The sequence below is a fragment of the Streptomyces sp. 71268 genome (assembly GCF_029392895.1).
Classification (GTDB): domain Bacteria; phylum Actinomycetota; class Actinomycetes; order Streptomycetales; family Streptomycetaceae; genus Streptomyces.
The window spans coordinates 665,240-686,651 of the sequence record NZ_CP114200.1; the positions used below are offsets into that span (position 1 = coordinate 665,240).

Below are 21,412 nucleotides of genomic sequence, written 5' to 3' on the forward strand. Positions count from 1 at the left end.
TCAGGCCGGCCCGTCCCCCGCGTCCGGCGGCGTGTCGCCGAGGCGGGAGAGGGCACGCAGCGCCGTGGTCCACGCCTCGGCCAGTTCGCGCACGCTCGCCTCGGGGAGCAGGTCGGCCGGCCAGACCCACCCCGCGCTCAGTCGCGGCCCGTCCGGGCCGTCGACCGTGGAGGCGGTGATGTCCAGCAGGTAGCCCACCGGCATGTCCAGGTCCCGGCCGCCGCCCATGACCCCCGCCTCGGGGGCCGGGGCCCAGTCGCCGCGCCCGTCGGGCCCGGCGTCCGGCCGCCCTTCGGCGCCGGCCGCGCCGTCGGTGCCGGTCGCGGCCGGCGCGCTGCCGGCGAACCTGCCCAGGTAGTTGAACTGCACCTCGGGCGTGCCGAGCGCGGCGAGTTCGGGGCCGGTGCGCGGGTTGAGGTAGCGCAGCAGGCCGTAGCCGATGCCGTTGTCGGCCACCGCGGCCAGTTGGTCGCCGATCCGTCCCACCACCTCGCGCAGCGCCCTGGCCCCGCCGCCCCGTCCGGTCAGCGCCTCCGCGAGGTCCACGCCGGCCGCGTCGAGTCGTACGGGGTAGACGGAGGTGAACCAGCCGACCGTGCGCGAGAGGTCGGTGCCGGGGGCGATGTCCTGCTCGCGGCCGTGGCCCTCCATCGCCACCACCATGCTCCTGGGCCGCGCGTCGCCGCGCTGCTCGCGCCAGTGCGCGAGGGCCACCGCGAGGGCGCCGAGCAGCAGTTCGTTGACGCTGGCGCCGGTCTCCCGCACGGCCGCCGTCAGCAGCGGCCCGGTGTGCTCGGGCGGCAGCTCGACGCTGAGGTGAGTCAGGGTGCGTACGGTGTCGCGGGCCGGGTCGAGCGGGCGGGCGGCCAGCGGGGCCGACGCGGCGGCCAGCGTCTCGCGCCAGTGCGGCAGTTCGCGCTCGCGCTCCGGACGCGTCGCGGCCTCGGCCAGCGCGTGGGACCAGGTGCGGAACGAGGTGGGCACCGCGTCCAGCGTCGCCCGCCCGCTCGCGCGGGCCGCCTCCCAGGCGGCCCGCAGGTCCGGGTGGAGGACCCGCCAGGAGACGCCGTCCACCACCAGGTGGTGCAGCAGCATCAGCAGCCGCCCCGGGCGGGCCGGGCCCGCGTCGAACCAGACCAGGCGTGCCATCCGGCCCGACTCCGGGTCGAGTTCGCCGACCGTGCCGAGCAGCTTCTCGCCCATGGCGTGGGCCAGTTCACGGCCGGGCGCGACGTGGGACACGTCGATCCGCTCGACCAGGTCGGCCGCCCGCACGGCCCCGGGCCCGGGGATGTCGAACTCCCACCGCTCCCCCGCCCCGGACGCCGGTTCGGCCGCCCCCGGAGCCGGTTCGGCCGTTCCCGGCGCCGGTTCGGCCGGGTGCCGCACGAGGCGGGCGCGCAGCAGGTGGTGCCGGTCGAGCAGCGCCTGCACGGCGGCGGTCAACTCGGTCAGGCCGAGCGCGGCTGGCACCTGGAGGACGGTGGACTGGGAGTACTCGCCGATGGGGCCACCGAGTTCGCGCAGCCACTCGATGATCGGGGTGCTGGGCGCGGTGCCCACCCCCGCGGCCTCCTCCTCGACCGCGCCGCGCGCGGCGCCGGTCAGCGCCTCGGCGAGGGCGGCCGGCGTACGCAGCAGGAAGACCTGGCGCGGCGAGAGCCGCCAGCCGTCGGCCCGCAACCGGCTGACGAGCTGGATGGCGACGATGCTGTCGCCGCCCAGGGCGAAGAAGTCGTCGTCCGCGCCGATCCGGGGCAGGCCAAGGACGCCCGCCATGGCCGCGCACAGCGCCCGCTCCCGGTCGCCCTCCGGCTCCCGGCCGACGGCCACGGCGCCGAAGTCGGGCGCGGGCAGCCGCTTCCGGTCGAGCTTGCCGTGCGCGGTCATCGGCAGCGCGTCCACGACGACGAAGGCGGCGGGCACCAGATGGGCCGGCAGCCGTTCGGCCACGTGCGCGCGCAGGCGCGCGGGGTCGGCGGTGGCGCCCGCGCGCGGCACGACGTAACCCACCAGGCGGCGCACGCCGGCGTCCTCGCGGGCGACGACCACGGCCTGCGCGACGTCCGGGTGGCCCCCGGTGGCCGTCTCGATCTCGCCCAGCTCGACCCGGAAGCCCCGGATCTTGACCTGGTCGTCGACGCGGCCCAGGAACTCCACCGCCCCCTCCTCGGTCCAGCGCGCCAGGTCGCCCGTGCGGTACAGGCGTCCGCCGGTGCGCGAGAACGGGTCGGCGACGAAGCGCTGGGCGGTCAGCGCGGGCCGCCCCAGATAGCCACGGGCCAGCCCCGCGCCGGCGATGTACAGCTCGCCGCTGACGCCGGGCGGCACGGGCCGCAGCCCCGCGTCGAGCAGGTAGACCCGGGCGTTGTCCACCGGGTGCCCGATGACCTGCCGGTCGCTGTCCTCCACGCGGGCGAGCAGCGAGTCCACGGTGCACTCGGTGGGCCCGTACAGGTTGACGCTGCGGGTGTTGGTCAACCGCTTCAGGCGGCCCCACTGGGCGTCCGGCACGGCCTCGCCGCCCACGCCGAGCAGCGCCAGCGGGCAGCGCCCGCCCTCGGTGAGGCCGGCCCGCTCCAACTGGGCCAGCACCGAGGGGGCCAGCTCGATGAAGTCGATCCGCCGCGTGCGCAGGTAGTCGGCCATCGCCTCCGGGTCGCCCTGGAGTTCCTCGGAGAGGATGTGCACGGCGTGCCCGTGGAAGAGCCAGAGCTGCGGCTGCCAGGAGGCGTCGAAGGAGAACGACCAGGCGTGGCCGACGCGCAGGGCGGCGCGACCGGTGGCGGCGATGGTCGGTTCGTACAGCGCCCTGCGGTGGCTGTGGAAGAGGTTGAGCACGTTGCGGTGCGAGATCAGCACGCCCTTGGGCGCGCCGGTCGAACCGGAGGTGTAGATGACGTACGCCGGGTGCAGCGGGTGCAGGGGGCGCACCCGGTCGGCGTCGGTCGGGTCCGTCCCCGGTCGGGTGCGCAGCCGCTCCCGTACGGTCTGCTCGTCCAGGGTCAGCACGGGCACGGCCGGCTCCGGTCGGGCCGCCGCGATGCCGGTGGTGGTGAGCAGGAGGCGGGGCGCGGCGTCGGCGAGCAGGTAGTCGACGCGCTCGGCGGGGTAGTCGGGGTCGATGGGCAGGTAGGCGGCCCCCGCCTGGTGCACGGCGAGCAGCGCGATCACCGGGTCGACGGTGCGCGGCAGCAGCAGGGCCACCACGTCCTCGGGGCCGACGCCTCGGCCGATGAGTTCCCAGGCGAGCTGGTTGGCCCGGCGGTTCAGCTCGGCGAAGGTGAGGCTGACGTCGCCGCAGACCAGGGCGGTGGCCTCGGGAGCGGCCCGGACCCGGTCGGCCAGCAGGGCGGGCAGGGTCTGGTCGGGGTACGGGTGGTCGGTGGCGTTCCAGTCGGCGGTGATCCGGGTCCGCTCGGCCGGGTCCAGGACCTCCAGGCGCGCGCAGCGCTCGTCGGGCCGGGCGGCGAGCGTCTCCAGGACCCGGGTGAGGCGGCGCAGCAGGGTCCGCGCGTCGGCGTCGGAGAACAGGTCGGGCCGGTACTCCAGGGTGAGCCGGGCGTTGCCCGGGTCCACGGCCAGGGTGAGCGGGTAGTGCGTGGCGTCCGCGCTGTCCCCGCCGGTGACGGCGAGCGACCCGGACTCCTCGGCGCGGCGCAGCCCGTCCGCGTCCACCGGGTAGCTCTCGAACACGACCAGGGTGTCGAAGAGTTCGCCGACCCCCGCGACGCGCTGGATGGCGGAGAGTCCGAGGTACTGGTGGGCCGAGAGGGCCGACTGCTCGTCCTGGAGCCGGGCCAGCGCCTCGCGCACGGTGCCGCCGGGGCGCAGGTCGAGGCGGACCGGCAGGGTGTTGATGAACAGCCCGGCCATGGTCTCCACGTCCTCGATCTCCGGGGGCCGGCCGGAGACGGTGGCGCCGAAGACCACGTCGTCGCGCCCGGTCAGGCGGGCGACGAGCACGCCCCACGCGAACTGGACGACGGTGTTCAGGGTGACCCCGCTGCTCCGGGCGAGGCCGGTCAGGGCCTGGTCGAGCGCGTCCGGGAGCTGGTACGGCAGGTGCCGGGAGAGCACCGGGCGGCGGGCCGGGTCGGCCGGGGCGAGCAGCGTCGGCTCGCTGACCCCGGCCAGCGCGGCGCGCCACGCCTGTTCGGCCTCGCCCGCCTCGCGCGCGACCAGCCAGGCGAGGAAGTCGCGGAAGGGGCGGCGGCGGGCCGGGCGTGGGGCGCCGGAGGTGCGGGTCGCGTAGAGCTGGAACAGCTCCTGCACGATCAGCGGCAGCGACCAGCCGTCGAGCACCAGGTGGTGGTTGGTGACCACGAGCACGCCGCGGTCGGCGGACAGGCGCACAAGGTGCAGGCGCAGCAGCGGCGGGGCGCTCGGGTCGAACCTGCGGGCGCGGTCGGTGGCGGTGGTCTTCGCGAGGAGGGCGTCACGCTCGTCGGCCGGCAGCCCGGACAGGTCGGTGACGGACCAGTCCGGCTCGACGTGGTCAAGGACCAGTTGTACGGGCGTGCCCGCGGCGGTGGACACGAACGCGGTACGCAGGTTGTCGTGCCGGGCCAGGAGTTCGGCGGCGGCCTCGCGGAGCGCCGGGGCGTCGATGGCGCCGGAAAGGCGCAGCGCGAGCTGCATGGTGTAGACGTCCACCGGCGCGTGGTCCGGGCCCGCCGCGCCGTCGGCGGCGGTGCCGGCTGCGGCGTCGGTACCGGTGCCGGCGTCGTCGTCGGCCATGCCGGCCAGGAAGACCAGGCCCTCCTGTAGCGGCGTCAGCGGCCAGATGTCGGTCAGGCCGGGGTGGCGCTCGTCGAAGGTGGCGACCTCGCGCTCGGTGAGGCGTACCAGCGGGAAGTCGGACGGGGTGTGGGTGGCCGGCCCGTCGTGGGCGGCGAGGCCGGTCAGGGCCGTCACCCACAGGTCGGCCAGGTCGTCCAGTGCGGCCTGGTCGAGGATGCCGGCCGGGCAGGACCAGCGGGCGCCGAGCACCGGCCCCTCGGGGCCGTCCACGGTGGAGGCGTTGATCTCCAACGGGAACAGGACGGGGAACCGGCCGCGCCCCGGGCCCGGGGCGGGCAGGGCCTCGGGGGCCGGGGCCCAGGCGGTGGTGTGCTCGGGGTCGGCCGGGCCGTCCCCGGTGAAGCGGCCGAAGTAGTTGAAGACCACGGGCGGGGTGGTGTCGGCGGTCGGCTCGCCGGGCGCGGCGTCCGTGGGCGCCGGGCCGGCGTGGGTCGCGGCCCCGGGCGGCTGATCACCGGTGGCGCCGGGCGGCTGGTCGCCGGTGGCCTCGGCGCCGAGCGGTGGATAGCGAAGCAGTCCGTAGCCGATGCCGTTCTCGGCCGGGGCCCTGAGCTGTTCCTTCATCCGGGCGAGCACGGTATGGGCGGCGGGCCCGCCGCGCAGCGCCTCGTCCAGGTCGGCGTCCACGGGGTCGAGGACCACCGGGTACCAGGTGGTGAACCAGCCTACGGTGGTGGAGAGTTCGGCGCCGGGCACCGCGCTCTCCTCGCGGCCGTGTCCCTCCACGGCGATCACGTCCCGGCCGCCGCCCGCCTCGCCGCGCAGCGCGCGCCAGCGGGCCATGGCGAGGGCGAGGGCGGCCAGCAGCACGTCGGGCACGGCGCCGTGCACGGTCGCCGGCACCGTGGTCAGTAGGGCCTGGGTGAGGGCGGTGGGGAGCTGGCGTTCGGCGTGGACGCGGGTGTCGGCGGTGTCGGTCGCCGGGTCGAGCGGGCGGCGGCCGAGCGGGGGCGCCGGCACCGCCTCGCGGGAGCGCCACAGTTCGGCCTCGGTCCGGAGGGCGGGGCGGCGGGCGGCGGCGAGGCCGAGGGCCCACTGCCGGAAGGAGGTGCCGCCCGTGGCGGCGTTCGGCAGTTCGCGCCCGGCGCGCGCCGCCGCGTGCGCGGCGGCCAGGTCGGGGGTGAGGACGCGCCAGGACACGCCGTCCACCACCAGGTGGTGGGCCACCAGGAGGAGGCGTCCCGGCGCGTCGGGTCCGGCGTCGAACCAGACGGCGCGCAGCATCTGGCCGGCGCGCGGGTCGAGTTCCTCGACGGCGCGGGCCGCGTGCTCGGCCACCAGGGCGGCTAGTTCACCCGGCGCGACGGCGCTCGCGTCGACGCGGGTGAGCACCCGCGCCCCGGTGACGGCGCCCGGGGGCGGCACCTCGAGGGTGGGCTCGGTGTCGGCGGGGACGAGTCGGGCGCGCAGCATGGGGTGCCGCTCCAGGAGCCAGTCCAGGGCGGTGGTCAGGGACGCCGTGTCGGCGTCCGGCGGGGCGACCAGGTGGGTGAACTGGTGCAGGTGGTCGATGTCGGCCCGGGCCAGGGCCCAGCGCATGATGGGCGTGAGCGGCAGCCGGCCGGTCGGCGCCACCGGCGGCAGCGCCCGGGCGCCGGTGACGGGGGTGGCGGCGCGGGCCAGGGCGGCGGCGGTCCGGTGCTCGAAGACGTCGCGCGGGGTGATCACCAGGCCGGCCTTGCGGGCCCGGGCGACGAGTTGGATGGACAGGATGCTGTCGCCGCCCAGGGCGAAGAAGCTGTCCTCGACGCCCACCTCGGGCATCCGCAGCAGCTCGGCGAAGAGTTCGGCCAGCAGCGCCTCGCGGGCGTCGCGCGGCGTGCTGCGGGTGGCGGCGCCGGCCAGGTCGGGCGCGGGCAGCGCGCGCCGGTCGAGCTTGCCGCTGGGGCCCAGCGGCAGCGTGTCGAGGACCACGAGGGCGGTGGGCACCATGTGGTCCGGTAGCCGGCGCGCCGCGTGGACCAGCAGTTCGTCGGTGTCCACGTCGGCGCCGGCCGGGGCGACGACGTACCCGGCCAGGTAGCGCTGGCCCGGCTGGTCCTCGCGTACCACCGCGGCGCAGGCGGCGACTCGCGGGTGCTCGCCCAGCACGGCCTCGATCTCGCCGAGTTCCACGCGCAGCCCGCGCAGCTTGACCTGTCCGTCGGTGCGGCCGACGAACACCAGGGCCCCGTCCGCGCGCCGTCGCACCAGGTCGCCGGTGCGGTAGAGGCGGCCTGCTGGTGGGCCGTACGGGTCGGCCACGAAGCGCTCGGCGCTCAGCGCGGGCCGGCCCAGGTAGCCGAGGGCGAGTTGGTCGCCGCCGAGGTACAGCTCGCCGACGACGCCCGTGGGCAGCGGGCGCAGCCAGGGGTCGAGCACCAGGGCGCGGGTGTTCCACACCGGCAGCCCGATGGGCACGGCGCCCTCGTCGGCGGGCCCGGTGGGCCAGGCGGTGACGTCCACGGCCGCCTCGGTGGGCCCGTACAGGTTGTGCAGCGCGGCGCCGGGCAGGGCGCGGCGGGTGGCGGCGGCGACGGCCGGTGGCAGGGCCTCGCCGCTGGCGAAGACCAGCCGCAGCGTGCCCGGGTCGGCGCCGGCCGGCCCGGAGTCGGCGAGATGGGCGGCGAACGCGGCGAGCATGGCCGGCACGAAGTGCGCGACCGTCACCCGGTGGCGCCCGATCGCGGCGGCGACCTGGGCGGGATCGCGGTGCGCCCCGTCCGGCAGGACGACGAGCGTCCCCCCGGCGAGCAGCGGCAGGAACAGCTCCCACACCGACACGTCGAAGCTGACCGGCGTCTTGTGCAGCACCCGGTCGCCGGCGCCGATCGCGTACTCATCGCGCATCCACAGCAGCCGGTTGACGGCCGCCGCGTGCTGTACGACGACGCCCTTGGGCCGGCCGGTGGAGCCGGAGGTGTAGATGACGTACGCGGGGTGGGCGCCGGTCAGTTCGGCAGGCGGGGCCGCCGTGGGGGTGACGGCGGCGAGTTCGGCAACGGTCTCGGGCGCGTCGAGGACCAGCGGGTGGCAGGCGGCCGGTAGCTCCGCCGCGTGCGCGACGTCCGTCAGCGTCACACGCGGGGCGCTGTCGGCCAGCATGTGGGCGACACGGTCGGCCGGGTAGCCGGGGTCGACGGGGACGTACGCGCCGCCGGCGCGCTGCGCCGCGTGCACGGCGACCACCAGGTCGGTGGAGCGGGGCAGCACGACGGCGACCCGGGTGTGCGGGCCGGCACCACGCTCGCGCAGCACGGTGGCGAGCCGGCCGACGCGGGCGTCGAACTCGGCGTAGGACAAGGGAGGTTGACCCTCGTCGGCGATAAGGGCGGTGGCCCGCGGGTCGCGGGCGCAGGCGGCGGCCACCAGCGCCGGCAGGGTCCGCGCGGGCAGCGCGCGGACCGCGCCCGCGCCGCTGGCCAGGGCCTGGGCGTGCTCGGCCGCGGTGAGCTGCGGTACGCGGTGCAACGGCGTGTCCGGCTGCTCGGCGAGCCGGGCGACGAGGGCGGCGAACCGGTCGGCCAGCGTGCGCGCGGTGGCCTCGTCGAACAGGGCGCTCTGGAAGTGGAGCAGGCCGGCGATGCCCTGCCCGCCGGGCCGCTCGGCCAGGGTGAAGCCGAGGTCGAAGCGGGAGACGCCGGGGTCGGCGCCGAGCGGGGTGACCTCCACACCGGGCAGCGTGGGCGACTCGCCGCTGAGGTTCTGGAAGACCAGCATCACCTGGAACAGCGGGTGGCGGGCGAGCGAGCGCTCGGGCGCGAGCAGGTCGACCAGCCGCTCGAAGGGCAGGTCGGCGTGTTCGAAGGCGGACAGGTCGGTGTCGCGGACCCGGTGCAGCACTTCGCGGAAGGTGGGCCGGCCCGCGACGCTGGTGCGCAACACGAGCGTGTTGACGAAGAAGCCCACCAGGTCGTCCAGGGCCGCGTCGCCCCGGCCGGCGACGGGCGTGCCGATGGGGATGTCGGTGCCGGCGCCGTGCGCGCCGAGCAGCGCGGCCAGCGCCGCCTGCGCGGCCATGAACACGCTGGCCCCGGCCTCGGCGGTGAGCGCGCGCAGCGCCCGGTGGGTGCGCGGGGTCAGCTCGAAGGTGACGGCGCCGCCACGGTTGTCGGCCACGGCCGGGCGTGGCCGGTCGTAGGGCAGGGCCAGCTCCTCGGGCGCGCCGCGCAGGGCCTCGCGCCAGTAGTCGGCCTGCCGGGACAGCAGGCTGTCGGGGTCGCTCTCGGAGCCGAGCACCTCGCGTTGCCAGCGGGCGTAGTCGGCGTACGCGACGGGCAGCGGCCGCCAGGCGGGGGCGGCGCCCTGGCGGCGGGCCGCGTACGCCGTGCGCAGATCCTGGACCAGGGGGCGCATGGACCACTCGTCGCCGGCGATGTGGTGCAGCGTCACCGACAGGACGTGGTCGTCGCCCAGCCGCAACAGCCGGGCCCGCAGCGGGATCTCGCGCGTGATGTCGATGGCGGCCGTGGCGTCCGCGCGCAGCTCCGCGTCCAGGCGCTCGGCGCTGACCGGCGACGGGGCCAGGTCGCCGAGGGCCTCGGCGCCCGCGGTGGGGTCGAGTACGTGCTGGTAGGGCACGCCGTCCGGGCCGCCGCGCGGGTCGGCGTCCTCGGTGGGGGCCTCGGTCTCGGGGAAGACGGTGCGCAGTGGCTCGTGGCGGGCGACGAGGTCGGCGAAGGCGGCGCGCAGCGCGCCCGCGTCCAGGTCGCCGGTCAGCCTGAGCGCGAAGTAGAGGTTGTAGGTGGCGCTCGGCCCCTCCAGCCGGTGCAGGAACCACAGGCGCCGCTGCGCGAAGGACAGCGGCTCGCGCTCGCCGCGCTCCCCCGCCGTCAACGGCGCGCGGCGCGTTCCGCGCGGCAGGACGACCTCGGCGAGCGCGGCCGGGGTCGGGTGGTCGAAGACGTCGCGGATGGCGACGTCGACGCCGAGCGCGGAGCGGACGCGGTTGGCCAGCCGCATGGCCAGCAGCGAGTGTCCGCCGAGGGCGAAGAAGTCGTCGTCGGGCCCGGCCTCGGGCTGGCCGAGCAGGTCGGCGAAGAGGCCGACGAGTACGGCCTCGCGCGGGTCGCGGGGGGCCCTGGCCCGTTCGGCCTGGGCCAGTTCGGGGGCGGGCAGCGCGGCCCGGTCCACCTTGCCGCCTGGGGTGAGCGGCAGCTTCTCCAGCGGCACCGTCAGCGAGGGCACCAGGTGCGCGGGCAGCCGGTCGGCCAGGAACCCGGCGAGCCCGTCGGGCGCCCCGGTGACGTAGGCGACCAGGCGCTGGGTGCCCGACGCGTCGGGGGCGGCGACCACGACCGCGTCCTCGACCCCCGGGTGCGCGCGCAGGACGGTCTCGATCTCGCCGGGCTCCACCCGGTGGCCACGGATCTTGACCTGGTGGTCGACGCGGCCGGCCACCCGCAGCGTGCCGTCCGCCCGCCAGGCGGCCAGGTCGCCGGTGCGGTAGAGCCGGGCGCCGGGCGGGCCGAACGGCGAGGCCACGAAGCGTTCGGCGGTCAGCGCCGGCCGGTTCAGGTAGCCACGGGCCAGGCCGGCGCCGCCGACGTACAGCTCGCCCAGGGTGTCGGCGGGCACCGGACGTAGCCACGGGTCGAGCACGTGCAGGTCGGTGTTGCGCAGCGGGCGGCCGATGTGCGGGGCCTCGTCGCCGGTCAGGTCGCCCGCCGTGGACCACACGGTGGTCTCGGTGGGCCCGTACAGGTTGACCAGCCGCGCGCCGCGCCCGGCCAGCGTGGCCGCGAGGTCGGGGGCGAGCGGCTCGCCACCGGACAGGACGCGCAGTCCCGTCAGCGCCTCGGGCACGGCTTCGGCGACGGCGCGCCACAGTGACGGGGTGGCCTGCATGAGGGTGGCCCCGGTGCGCTCGGCCAGGCGGGCCAGCCGGCGCGGGTCGGTGACCTCGTCGCGGCCGGCCAGGACGATGGTGGCGCCGGTGCACAGCGGGACGAAGAGTTCGAGGACCGCGATGTCGAAGCCGACGGTGGTCACGGCGAGCAGCCGGTCGCCCGCCCCGGTGTCGAGCAGGTCGGCCATCGCCTCCAGGAGGTTGTCAAGGCCCCGGTGGGTGACGACGACGCCCTTGGGCCGGCCGGTGGACCCGGAGGTGTGGATGACGTACGCGAGGCCGTCCGGCCGGTGCGGCGCGCGCCGGGCGGGCGCCTGGGCCTCGTCGGGCTCCGGCGGGGCGAGCACCGGGGAGGTCGCGTCGACCACGAGCACGGGGCGGACGTCGCCGAGCAGGTAGGCGATCCGCTCGGCGGGGAACTCCGGGTCGACGGGCACGTAGCCGGCGCCGGTGCGGGCGACGGCGACGAGGGTGGCGACCAGGTCGGACGAGCGCGGCAGCGAGACGGCCACCAGCCGCTCGGGGCCCGCGCCGCGCGCGAGCAGGCGGGCGGCGATGAGGTCGGCGCGCCGGTCGAGCTGCCGGTACGTCAGCTCCCGGTCGCCGGCGATCAGCGCGGTGGCGTCGGGGGTCGCCGCGGCCTGGTGGGCGAACCGGTCGGCGAGCCCCGTGGGCGTGATCGGCTCCATCGGACCGCGCAGCCCCCGCTGGTCGGCGGCCGGTCGCAGCGCCGCCACGGGCGTGTCGGGCCGGGTGACGACGTGGTCGAGCACATCGACCAGGTGTGCGCCGATCGTCTGGGCCCGCTCGCGCGGCAGCAGTTCGGGCCGGTGGTCGATGGCCAGGGCGAGCCGGTCGGTGCCGGGCAGGGCGACGAGCACCAGCGGGTAGTGGGTGGCGTCGTGCCCCTGGGCGCCGGTGACGGTGAGGCCGGCGCGCCGCTCGGTGGCGCGCAGCCGCTCGGAGTCGACCGGGTAGTTCTCGAACAGCAGCAGCGTGTCGAAGAGTTCCCGTTGCCCGCTGGCCCGCTGGAGTTCGGCCAGCGACTCGTACTGGTGGTCCATCATGCGGGCCTGCTGGTCGCGGACGGCGTGCACGACCTCGACCAGCCGCTGGTTGGGGGCGAGCGCGACGCGGGTGGGGACGGTGTTGATGAACAGGCCGATCATGCGGTCGGCGCCGTCCAGGTCGGCGGGGCGGCCGGAGACGGTGACGCCGAAGACGACGTCGGTGCGCCCGGTGAGCCAGCCGAGGAGCACGGCCCAGGCGGCCTGGAGCACGGCGTTGGTCGTCACGCCCTCGGCGCGGGCGAAGGCCGTGACCCGGGCGGCCAGGTCGGCCGGCAGGTCCACCTCGACGCGGCTGGGCACGCTGGCGGGCGCGGCCGAGGCGGCGGGCGCCAGGAGGGTGGGCCCGTCGATGTCGGCCAGGGTCGCCCGCCAGGCGTCGGCGGTGGCGGCCCGGTCCCGGTCGGCGAGCCAGAGCAGGTAGTCCCGGTAGGGGCGCGGGGCCGGCTCGGGGGTGCCGTGGTACAGGCCCAGCAGGTCGCGGATGAGCAGCGGGCCCGACCAGCCGTCCAGCAGCAGGTGGTGCGAGGTGAGGGAGAGCAGGTGGGTGCGCTCGGCCAGGCGCACGAGGGTCAGCCGCGTCAGCGGCGGCGCGTCCAACGCGAAGCGCCGCTGCCGCTCCTCGGCGAGCACCTGGCGGGCCCGCGCGCGCACGGCCTCCGGTATGACGTCGGGCCGCGCCGCCGCCGGGGCTCCGGGAGCCGCGCCGTCGTCGGGGGCCGGCCCGTCGTCCAGGCGCACCTCGCGCCAGGGCATGCGCACCCGCGCGGGGATGACCTGGAGCGGCTCGGCGTCGGGCCTGGCGCGGAAGGCGGCGCGCAGGTTGGGGTGGCGGGCCAGCAGCGCGTCGGCCGCCGCCCGCAGCCGCGCGGCGTCCAACTCCCCCTCGACCTCCAGGGTGAGCTGGGTGGTGTAGACGTCGGGGCCCGCGTCGTCGGCGCCGTAGGAGGAGAGGAAGAACAGGCCCTGCTGGAGCGGCGAGAGCGGCAGCAGCTCGGCGAGCGCGCCGGTCTCCGCCTCGATCGTCTCGATCTCCGCCTGACCCGTGGTCACCAGCGGGAAGTCGCCGGGGCTGTGCCCGCCGGCGCCGGGGCGGGAGCCGGCCGTGGCGATGGTCTCCAGGGCCGAGAGCCAGAGCTGGGCGAGGCGCTCCACGTCGTCGGCGGGCAGCAGACGGGCCGGGAAGGTGAACGCGGCCTGGAGCCGTGGGCCGTCCGGCCCGTCCAGGGTCGAGGCGTTGAGCTGGAGGGTGTGCGAGGCGGGCAGCCTGTCGTCGGCGCCGCCACCGAGCGAGCCGGTGAGCGCGGCGGGCGCCCAGTCGCGCTCGGCGTCGCCGCCGGCCCCGAAGCGGCCCAGGTAGTTGTAGCCGATGGCGGCCGTGGGCAGCGCGGCGAGCCGGCCCTCCGGGTCGGGGCGCAGGTGGCGCAGCAGGCCGTGGCCGATGCCGCTGTCGGGGGCGGCCCGCACCTGTTCCTTGATCCGTTTGAGGGCGGCGCCTGGGTGGTCGGGGTCCGTGGGGTCGAGCCCGGTCAGGTCCAGGCGTACGGGGTGGACGCTGGTGAACCAGCCGACGGTGCGGGAGAGTTCGGCGCCTGGTACGGCCTCCTCGACGCGCCCGTGGCCCTCAATGTCCACCAGTACCGGGCTCGGCCGGCCGCGCCAGGCGGCCAGGGCGAGGGCGAGCGCGGTCAGCAGCACCGCGTCGGGGCCGGTGTGGAAGGCGTCGGCGACCTCGGTCAGCAGCGGCCCGGTAGCCGTCGGCGGAAGCTCGACGGCGACGGTGCGCAGCGTCTCCAGGGTGTCCGTGGCCGGGTCCAGCGGCAGCGGGCTGATCCGCAGCGGGTCGCCGTCGGCCAGGGCGCGCCAGTGCGCGAGTTCGGCGCCGCGCCGCTCGGAGGCGGCCTCCTCGACCAGGCCGGTGGCCCAGGCGCGCAACGAGGTGCCCACCGGCGGCAGGGTGGCCGTGCGGCCGTCGGCGGCGGCGCGGAAGGCCGCGGCCAGGTCCTCGGTGAGCACCCGCCAGGAGACGCCGTCCACGACGGCGTGGTGGACGAGGACGGCGAGCAGGCCGGGTCGCCCGGGCCCGGCGTCCAGCCACACCAGGCGCAGCATGGTGCCGCCGAAGGGGTCGAGGGCGCGGGCGGCCTCGGCGGCGTGCGCGCGCAGCGTCTCGGCGTGTGCCGCGGGCGGCAGTTCGGCGGCGTCCACGCGCGCGATGAGGCCGGCCGCGTCGAGCGTGCCGGGCGCCGGGATCTCCAGGGTGGTACGGGTGAGTGTGGCGCGCAGCGCGTCGTGGTGGTCGACGACCTGGCCCAGGCCCGCCACGAGGTGGTCGAGCCGGGTGCCGGGTGGGGTGCGCAGGACGGTGGACTGGTGGTAGTCGGCGATCGGGCCGCCGCGCTCCACGAGCCAGCGCAGGATGGGCGTCAGCGGCGCGCTGCCGGTGGCGGGCACGGTGGCCGGCGCGGGTTCGGCCGGCCGCTGCTCCACGGCGGCCAGGGCCGCGACGGTACGGCGCTCGAACACGTCGCGCGGGCGCAGCCTGATGCCGCGCCGGCCGGCCGCGCCGACGAGCTGGATGGAGGAGATGCTGTCGCCGCCCAGCGCGAAGAAGCTGTCGTGGACGCCGACCTCGGCGAGGCCGAGCACCTCGGCGACCAGGCCGGCGAGCACCCGCTCGCGCTCGGTGCGCGGGGCGGTGCCCTCGCTGGCCGGGGCGAGGTCGGGCGCGGGCAGCGCGGTGCGGTCGATCTTGTTGGCGGTGGTCACCGGCAGCGTGTCCAGGGCGACGAAGGCCGCGGGCACCAGGTGTTCAGGCAGCGCGGCGGCGACCCACGCGGTCAGCTCGCTGGCCGGCGCCGAGGCCCCGGCCTCGAAGACGACGTAGGCCACCAGGCGCTTGGTGCCGGCCGCGTCGGCGCGGGCGACGACCACGGCGCGGGCGACGGCCGGGTGGTCGGTCAGCAACGCCTCGATCTCGGCGGGCTCGACGCGGAAGCCACGGATCTTGATCTGGTGGTCGGTGCGCCCGGCGTACTCCAACTCCCCCGCCGTGTTCCAGCGGGCCAGGTCGCCGGTGCGGTACATGCGGGTGCCGGCCGGGCCGAAGGGGCAGGCGACGAAGCGCTCCGCGGTGGTGCCGGGCCGGCCCACGTAGCCACGGGCGAGGCCGGGCCCGGCGACGTACAGCTCGCCGAGCACGCCGGGGGCCACCGGGCGCAGCGCGCCGTCCAGCACGTAGGCCCGCTTGTTGACGTCCGGCGGGCCGATGGGGATCGGGCCGCCGTCCCAGGAGGCGGGCACGAGCCAGGTGGCGGAGTTGACGACGGCCTCGGTGGGCCCGTACGCGTTGAACAGCCGGTGCCGGCGGGCCCAGGCGCGGACCACTTCGGCGGGCAGCGCCTCGGTGCCGACGATCAGCGTCATGTCGGCGGGCAGCGTGGCCTCGGTGGGCAGCGAGGCCACCACGGTGGGCGGGATGACGGCGAGCGTGATCCGGGCCCGCACCAGGAAGTCGGCCAGCGGCGCGCCGGCCCGCTCCTCCTCGGCTACCACGACCAGGGTGGCGCCGGCGAACAGGGAGTTGGCCAGTTCGCAGAAGGTGACGTCGAAGCTGGGCGAGGCGAACTGGGTGACCCGGTCGCCCGGCGCGGTGCCGAAGCGGGCGTGGGCCCAGGCGACGAGGTCGACCAGCGGCCGGTGCGCGACCAGCACGCCCTTGGGGGTGCCGGTGGAGCCGGAGGTGTAGATGACGTAGGCGGCGTTCTCCAGCCGCAGCGGCGCCAGCCGGTCGGCGTCGGTGGGGTCGTGCGCGGGCCCGTCCGTGGGCAGGTCGGCCAGGCGGACGACGGGGGTGCCGAGCGCCCAGGGGTCCGCGGCCACGTCGGGGGCGGCCAGGACCAGGTGTGGCTGGGCGTCGGCGACCAGCGCCCGCAGCCGTTCGGCCGGGTAGTCGGGGTTGAGCGGCAGGAACACGCCGCCCGCCTTGCCGACGGCCAGTTGGGCCACGTAGACGTCGGCGCCGCGAGGCAGGGCCACGCCGACCGGCCGTTCGGGGCCCACGCCGAGCCGGATGAGCTGGTGGGCCAGCAGGTTGGCACGCTCGTTGAGTTCGCGGTACGTCAGCTCGATGGCGCCGTCGACGACGGCGGGCCGCTCGGGCACCTCGTGCGCCCAGCGCTGGAACAGCTCGGGCAGGGTCCGCGGCACGACCCGGGTGACGTCGCTGTTCCACGCGCGGGTGACCTGCTCGCGCTCGGCGGGGGTGAGCAGGTCGAGCTGGGCCAGGCGGCGGTCGGGGTCGGCGGTGAACTCCCGCACGGCGCGGCGCAGCCGCTCGGCGACGCCCCGTACCCGTTCCGGTGACAGCGCGTCGGAGCGGTAGCGCAGGGTCAGGCCGAGCCCGCCGGTCGCGGTGGGCGCGGCGACCAGGGTGAGCGGGTAGTGGGTGGCGTCCCGCCCGGTGACGGCGCTGACCCGCACACCGGCGAAGACGGCCCCGTCCCCGGCGCCGTCCCCGGTGTCGGTGTCGGGGGTCTCGACGAGGTAGTTCTCGAAGACCGCGAGGGTGTCGAAGAGCGGGCCGACGCCGCCGAGGCGTTGGATGTCACCGAGGCCGAGGTGGTGGTGGGGCAGCAGGGCGGCCTGTTCGGTCTGGAGGCGGCCGACGAGGGCGGCGAGCGTCTCCTCGTACCGCGCTCGGACGCGGACCGGGACGGTGTTGATGAACAGGCCGACCATCGACTCCACGCCCGGTAGCTCGGCGGGGCGGCCGGAGACGGTGGAGCCGAAGACCACGTCCTGGCGGCCGGTGAGGTCGGCGAGGACCAGGGCCCACAGCGCCTGCACGGCGGTGGGGACGGTGACGTCCAGGCGGCGCGCGGTGGCGGTGAGCGCGGCGGCCAGGCCCGGGTCCAGCTCGACGGCGACGCTGTCCGGCTCCGCCGGGGGCTGCTCTGCCGCGCCCGGGGCGATCAGCGTCGGGCCCTCAAGGCCGGCCAGGCCGGCGCGCCAGGCCCGCTCGTCCGCCTCCGCGTCCCGGGCCGCTGCCCAGGCGAGGTAGTCGCGGTAGGGGCGGACGGGCGGCAGGGCGGACGGGTCGCCGTCCGCGGCGTAGAGCGCGAACAGCTCCTGGATGACCTTGGCCGTCGACCAGCCGTCGAGGAGCAGGTGGTGGTGGGTCAGCAGCAGCCGGTGGTGCGCGGGGCCGAGGCGGATGACGGTGCAGCGGACCAGCGGCGGGCTGCCCAGGTCGAACCTGGTCCGCCGGTCGGTTTCGGTGATCCGCGCCAGGCGCTCGCGCCGCGTGGCCTCGGGCAGCCCGGACAGGTCGGCCTCCTGCCAGGGCAGGTCGACCTGGGCCGGGATCAGCGTGACCGGTTCGCCGTTCTTGCGCTGCCGGAAGGCCGCCTTGAGGTTGGGGTGCCGGGTCAACAGCGCGCCGGCGGCGGCGCGCAGCCGCCCCGTGTCCAGTTCCCCGTCGAGGTCGAAGCCGAGTTGGACGGTGTAGACGTCGAGCGCGCTCTCGTCGTACGACGAGAGGAAGTACAGGCCCTTTTGCAGGGGGGACAACGGCAGGATGTCCAAAAGCCCCGAACTCGCCCTGCTCACAGATTCCTCCACTCGTCTTCGAACTCGTCGATCTCGTCCTGGCTCAGGGACACCAGTCCCAGGTCGGACGGTGTGTGCCCGGCCGTGGTGCCGCCCCGCGCGCTGTCGAGCAGGGCCTGGAGCGCCTCGCGCCACCACTGGTGCAGTTCGGCGATCTGGGCCGCGTCGAGCAGCAGGCTCGCGTGGTGCCAGGTCACCGACAGCTCGGTGCCGGTCGGCCGGCGCAGCGCGGCGATGCTCAGGTCGAGCGCGGTGTCCACGCCGACCGTCGCCTCGTCCCGCCACAGCGCGTCCGACTCGGCGGCCGGGGTCCACGGCCGCCCGTGCCCGCCGGCCGCGCCGTCGGCGACGCCAGCCGGCCCGGGCTCCGGCCCACCCGAGGGTGCCGGCGCCGGCTCGGCGGGGCCCACGTCGAAGCGGCCCAGGTAGTTGAAGCTGATCTGTGGGCGCGGGCCCTTGGCCAGCTCGGCGCCGGCCGCCGGGTTCAGGTAGCGCAGTTGACCGAAGCCGACCCCGCCCGCCGGCACCGCGCGCAGCCGCTCCTTGAGGTGCTTGAGCAGCCGCCCGGCCGCCTCCGGGTCCTCGTACGGGGCCCGTGGGCCGACGCCGTCGGCGGTCAGTCGCACCGGGTAGAGGCTGGTGAACCAGCCGACGGTGCGCGAGGGTTCGCGGCCCCCGGGCAACACCGCGTCGCTACGCCCGTGGCCCTCCAGGAGCACCAGGACCGCGTCGCGCCCGGTCCGCCACCGCCGCACGGCCATCGCCAGCGCCGCGAGCAGCACCTCGTGCTCCCCGCAGTGGAAGGCGGCCGGCACCTCGGTCAGCAGCGGCTCGGCCAGCTCGGGCGGCACGGTGACCGCGAGCCGACGCACCGTCTGGGGCACGTCCCGGGCCGGGTCCGGCTCCCGGTCGCCGATGGCCGGGTCGGGTGCGGTCAACACCTTGCGCCAGTACGGGAGTTCGGCCTCGCGCTCGGCGGCCTGGGCCGCCAGGGCGCGGGCCCAGGCGCGGAAGGACACCTCGACCGGTGGCAGCTCCGGCCTCCGCCCGGCGCTGGCGGCCTCCCACGCCTGGACCAGGTCGGGCAGCAGCACCCGCCAGGAGACGGCGTCCACCACCAGGTGGTGGGCGAGCAGCAGCAGCCGGCCGGGGGTGGCCGGGCCGAGGTCGAACCAGACGGCCGCGAAGACCCGGCCGCGCTCGGGGTCGAGCGCCTCGGTGGCGGCGCGGGACCCGGCGCGCACGGCCGCGCGCAGCGCGTCGGGGTCGTCGGGCGCGACGCATACCCGGCGCAGGCACCGGGCGGCGTCCACCGTGCCGGGCGCGGGGACCTCAAGCTCCCAGGGAGCCTGCGGTGGCGCGTCGGGGCCGGTGGGTCGGAGGGTGGCGCGGAGCATGCCGTGGTGGTCGAGCACCGTCCGCACGGCGGCGAGCAGGCTCTCGTGGTCCACCGTGGTGGGCAGGGTGACCAGGAGGGACTGGCTGTAGGCGCGCGGGTCGCCGCCGCGCTCGAACATGGCGTGCATGACGGGGGTGAGCGGCACGGTTCCGGTGCCGTCGTCGTGCTCGGCCGCCGCGTCCCGGGGCGCGGGCTCGGCCACCAGCGCCAGGGCGGCGACGGTGCGGTGCTCGAACACCTGGCGCGGGGTGATCACCAGTCCGGCGCGGCGGGCCGCGCTGACGAGCTGGATGGAGGAGATGCTGTCGCCGCCGAGCGCGAAGAAGCTGTCGTTGGCGCCGACATCGTCACGGCCGAGCAGCGTGGCCACCAGCTCGGCCAGCACCCGTTCGGCGTCGGTGCTCGGCCGCGCCGGCGCGCCGGGTTCGGCCGGCCGAGGCGGTGCGGGCAGCGCGCCACGGTCGAGCTTGCCGCTGCTGGTGAGCGGGAACGCGTCGAGGACCACCAGGTCGGCGGGGACGAGCGCCGGCGGCAGCAGCGTCGCGGCGTGCCGCAGCAGCGCGGCGGTGTCGATGGTGGCGGGGTCGCCGGAGCCCGCGGGCCCGCCGGCCGGGGTGACGTAGCCGACCAGACGGGCGGCGCCCGGCGGGTCATCGCGGACGATGACGGCCGCGTCGGCGACGGCCGGGTGGGCGAGCAGCGCGGCGCGCACCTCGGCCGGCTCGATCCGTACGCCGCGCAGCTTGACCTGGTCGTCGGCGCGGCCGGCGAACTCCAGCTCGCCCGCCGCGTTCCAGCGCGCCAGGTCGCCGGTGCGGTAGAGCCGGGTGCCGGGCGGGCCGAACGGGTCGGCGACGAACCGCTCGGCGGTGCGCACGGGTTCGCCGAGGTAGCCGCGCGCGAGTTGGGCGCCGGCGAGGTACAGCTCCCCCACCACGCCGACCGGCACCGGTCGCAGCGCGGCGTCCAGGACGTAGGCGCGGGTGTTGTCGCCCGGCGCGCCGAGCGGCACGGTCCCCGGCCAGCCGGGTTCGGCGCGGCGCGCGGTCACGTCCACGGCCGCCTCGGTCGGCCCGTACTGGTTGATCAGCGCGGCGTCGCGGTCCCGGTACCAGGCGTCGGCCAACTGGCCCGGCAGCGCCTCGCCGCCGCTGAAGACCCAGCGCAGCCCGCCGAGGTCGGCGGCGGCCGGCTCGGCGGCGAAGAGCGCGAGCATCGACGGCACGAAGTGCGCGGCGGTGATCCGCCGGGTGCGGATCGTCTCGGCCAGGTAGGCCGGGTCGAGGTGGCCGTCGGGGCGGGCGACGACGAGGGCCGCGCCGCCGAGCGGCGGCCCGAACTGTTCCCACACCGACACGTCGAACCCGGGCGCCGCCTTGTGGAGCATCCGGTCACCGGGTCCGAGCGGGAAGCGCCGCTGGTTCCACACCAGGCGGTTGACCAGCGCCCGGTGCGGGACGGCCACCGCCTTGGGCCGGCCCGTCGACCCCGAGGTGTGCAGCACGTACGCGGTGTTCAGCGGGTGCGGCGGGTGGGTCGCGGCCGGTGGCGTGGTCGGGTTCCCGGCGACCTCGGCGACCAGCGCCGGGTCGTCGAGGAGCACGGTGCGGGCGCCGGGCGCGGGCAGCGCGGCGGCCAGCGTCGCGGCGGTGGCGGCGTCGGCGAGGACCACCGCCGGGGCGGTGTCGGCGAGCAGGGCGGCCAGCCGCCCGGCGGGGTGCGCGGGGTCCAGCGGCAGATAGGCGGCGCCCGCGTGCTGCACGGCGTGCGCGGCGAGGACCGAGCGGGCCGAGCGCGGCAGCAGCACCGCGACGACACGGTCCGGGCCGGCGCCCCGGCGGGCGAGCGCGTGGGCGAGCTGAGCGGCTTGCTCGTACAGCTCGCGGTGGCTGAGCGTGGCGTCGTCGGCGATGACGGCGGGCGCGTCCGGCGTGCGGGCCGCCGCGTCGGCGAGCGCCTGCGGCACCGTGGCCGGCGCCACCTCGGCCGCCGTGTCGTTCCACTGGCACAGCACGCGGTGCCGCTCCTCGCCCGTCAGCAGGTCGATCGCGGTGACGGGGCGGTCCGGGTGGGCGGCGAACGCGGCGAGCACGCGGGTGAAGTGGGTGGCGAGCCGGCGCGCCGTGGCCGCGTCGAACAGGTCGGTGCGGTAGGTGATGCCGCCCGTCAACGCCCCGTCCGGGCCGGGGTGTTGGACGAGCGTGAAGGTCAGGTCGAACTTGGCGGTACGGGTGTGTACGGCGACCGGCGCGCTGTCCAGGTCGGCCAGGCGCGGCCCGGCCGGGGTGCGCGTCTGGTGGTTCAGCATCACCTGGAACAGCGGGTGCCGGGCCAGCGAGCGTTCCGCGCCGAGCGCGTCCACCAGCCGCTCGAAGGGCACCTGGGCGTGGTCGAACGCCTCCAGGTCGGCGGCCTTGACCCGCTCCACCAGCTCGCCCGGCGTCGGCTCGCCGCTCACGTCGGTGCGTAGCACCAGGGTGTTGACGAAGAAGCCGACGAGGTCGTGCAGCGCGTGCTCGTCGCGGCCCGCGATGAGCGTGCCGATCGGCAGGTCGCACCCGGCGCCCAAGCGCTCCAGGAGGACGGCGAGCGCGGCGTGCGCCACCATGAACGGCGTGGCGCCGGTGCGCCTGGCCAGTTCCCGCAGCCCACGGCGCACGTCGTCGGGGACGGTGAACTCCACGACCTCGCCGTCGTACCCGGCGT

At 76.9% G+C, this 21,412-nt stretch carries 2 protein-coding genes (1 of these 2 only partly in view); both read right to left on the reverse strand.

Translation table 11 applies throughout. From position 1 onward, the window contains the following. The gene (locus tag OYE22_RS02415) at window positions 1–17,307 is read right to left on the reverse strand and encodes a non-ribosomal peptide synthetase (protein WP_277318842.1); all 17,307 of its coding nucleotides are present in this window, start codon (window positions 17,305–17,307) and stop codon (window positions 1–3) included. Beyond that, window positions 17,304–21,412, reverse strand: partial view of a non-ribosomal peptide synthetase gene (locus OYE22_RS02420; protein ID WP_277318843.1) — the 3' portion only. The gene runs 12,022 nt beyond the window's last position; only the last 4,109 of its 16,131 coding nucleotides appear in the window; its start codon lies off the right edge, out of view; it ends in the stop codon at window positions 17,304–17,306. Before OYE22_RS02420 ends, OYE22_RS02415 begins: the two co-directional genes overlap by 4 nt.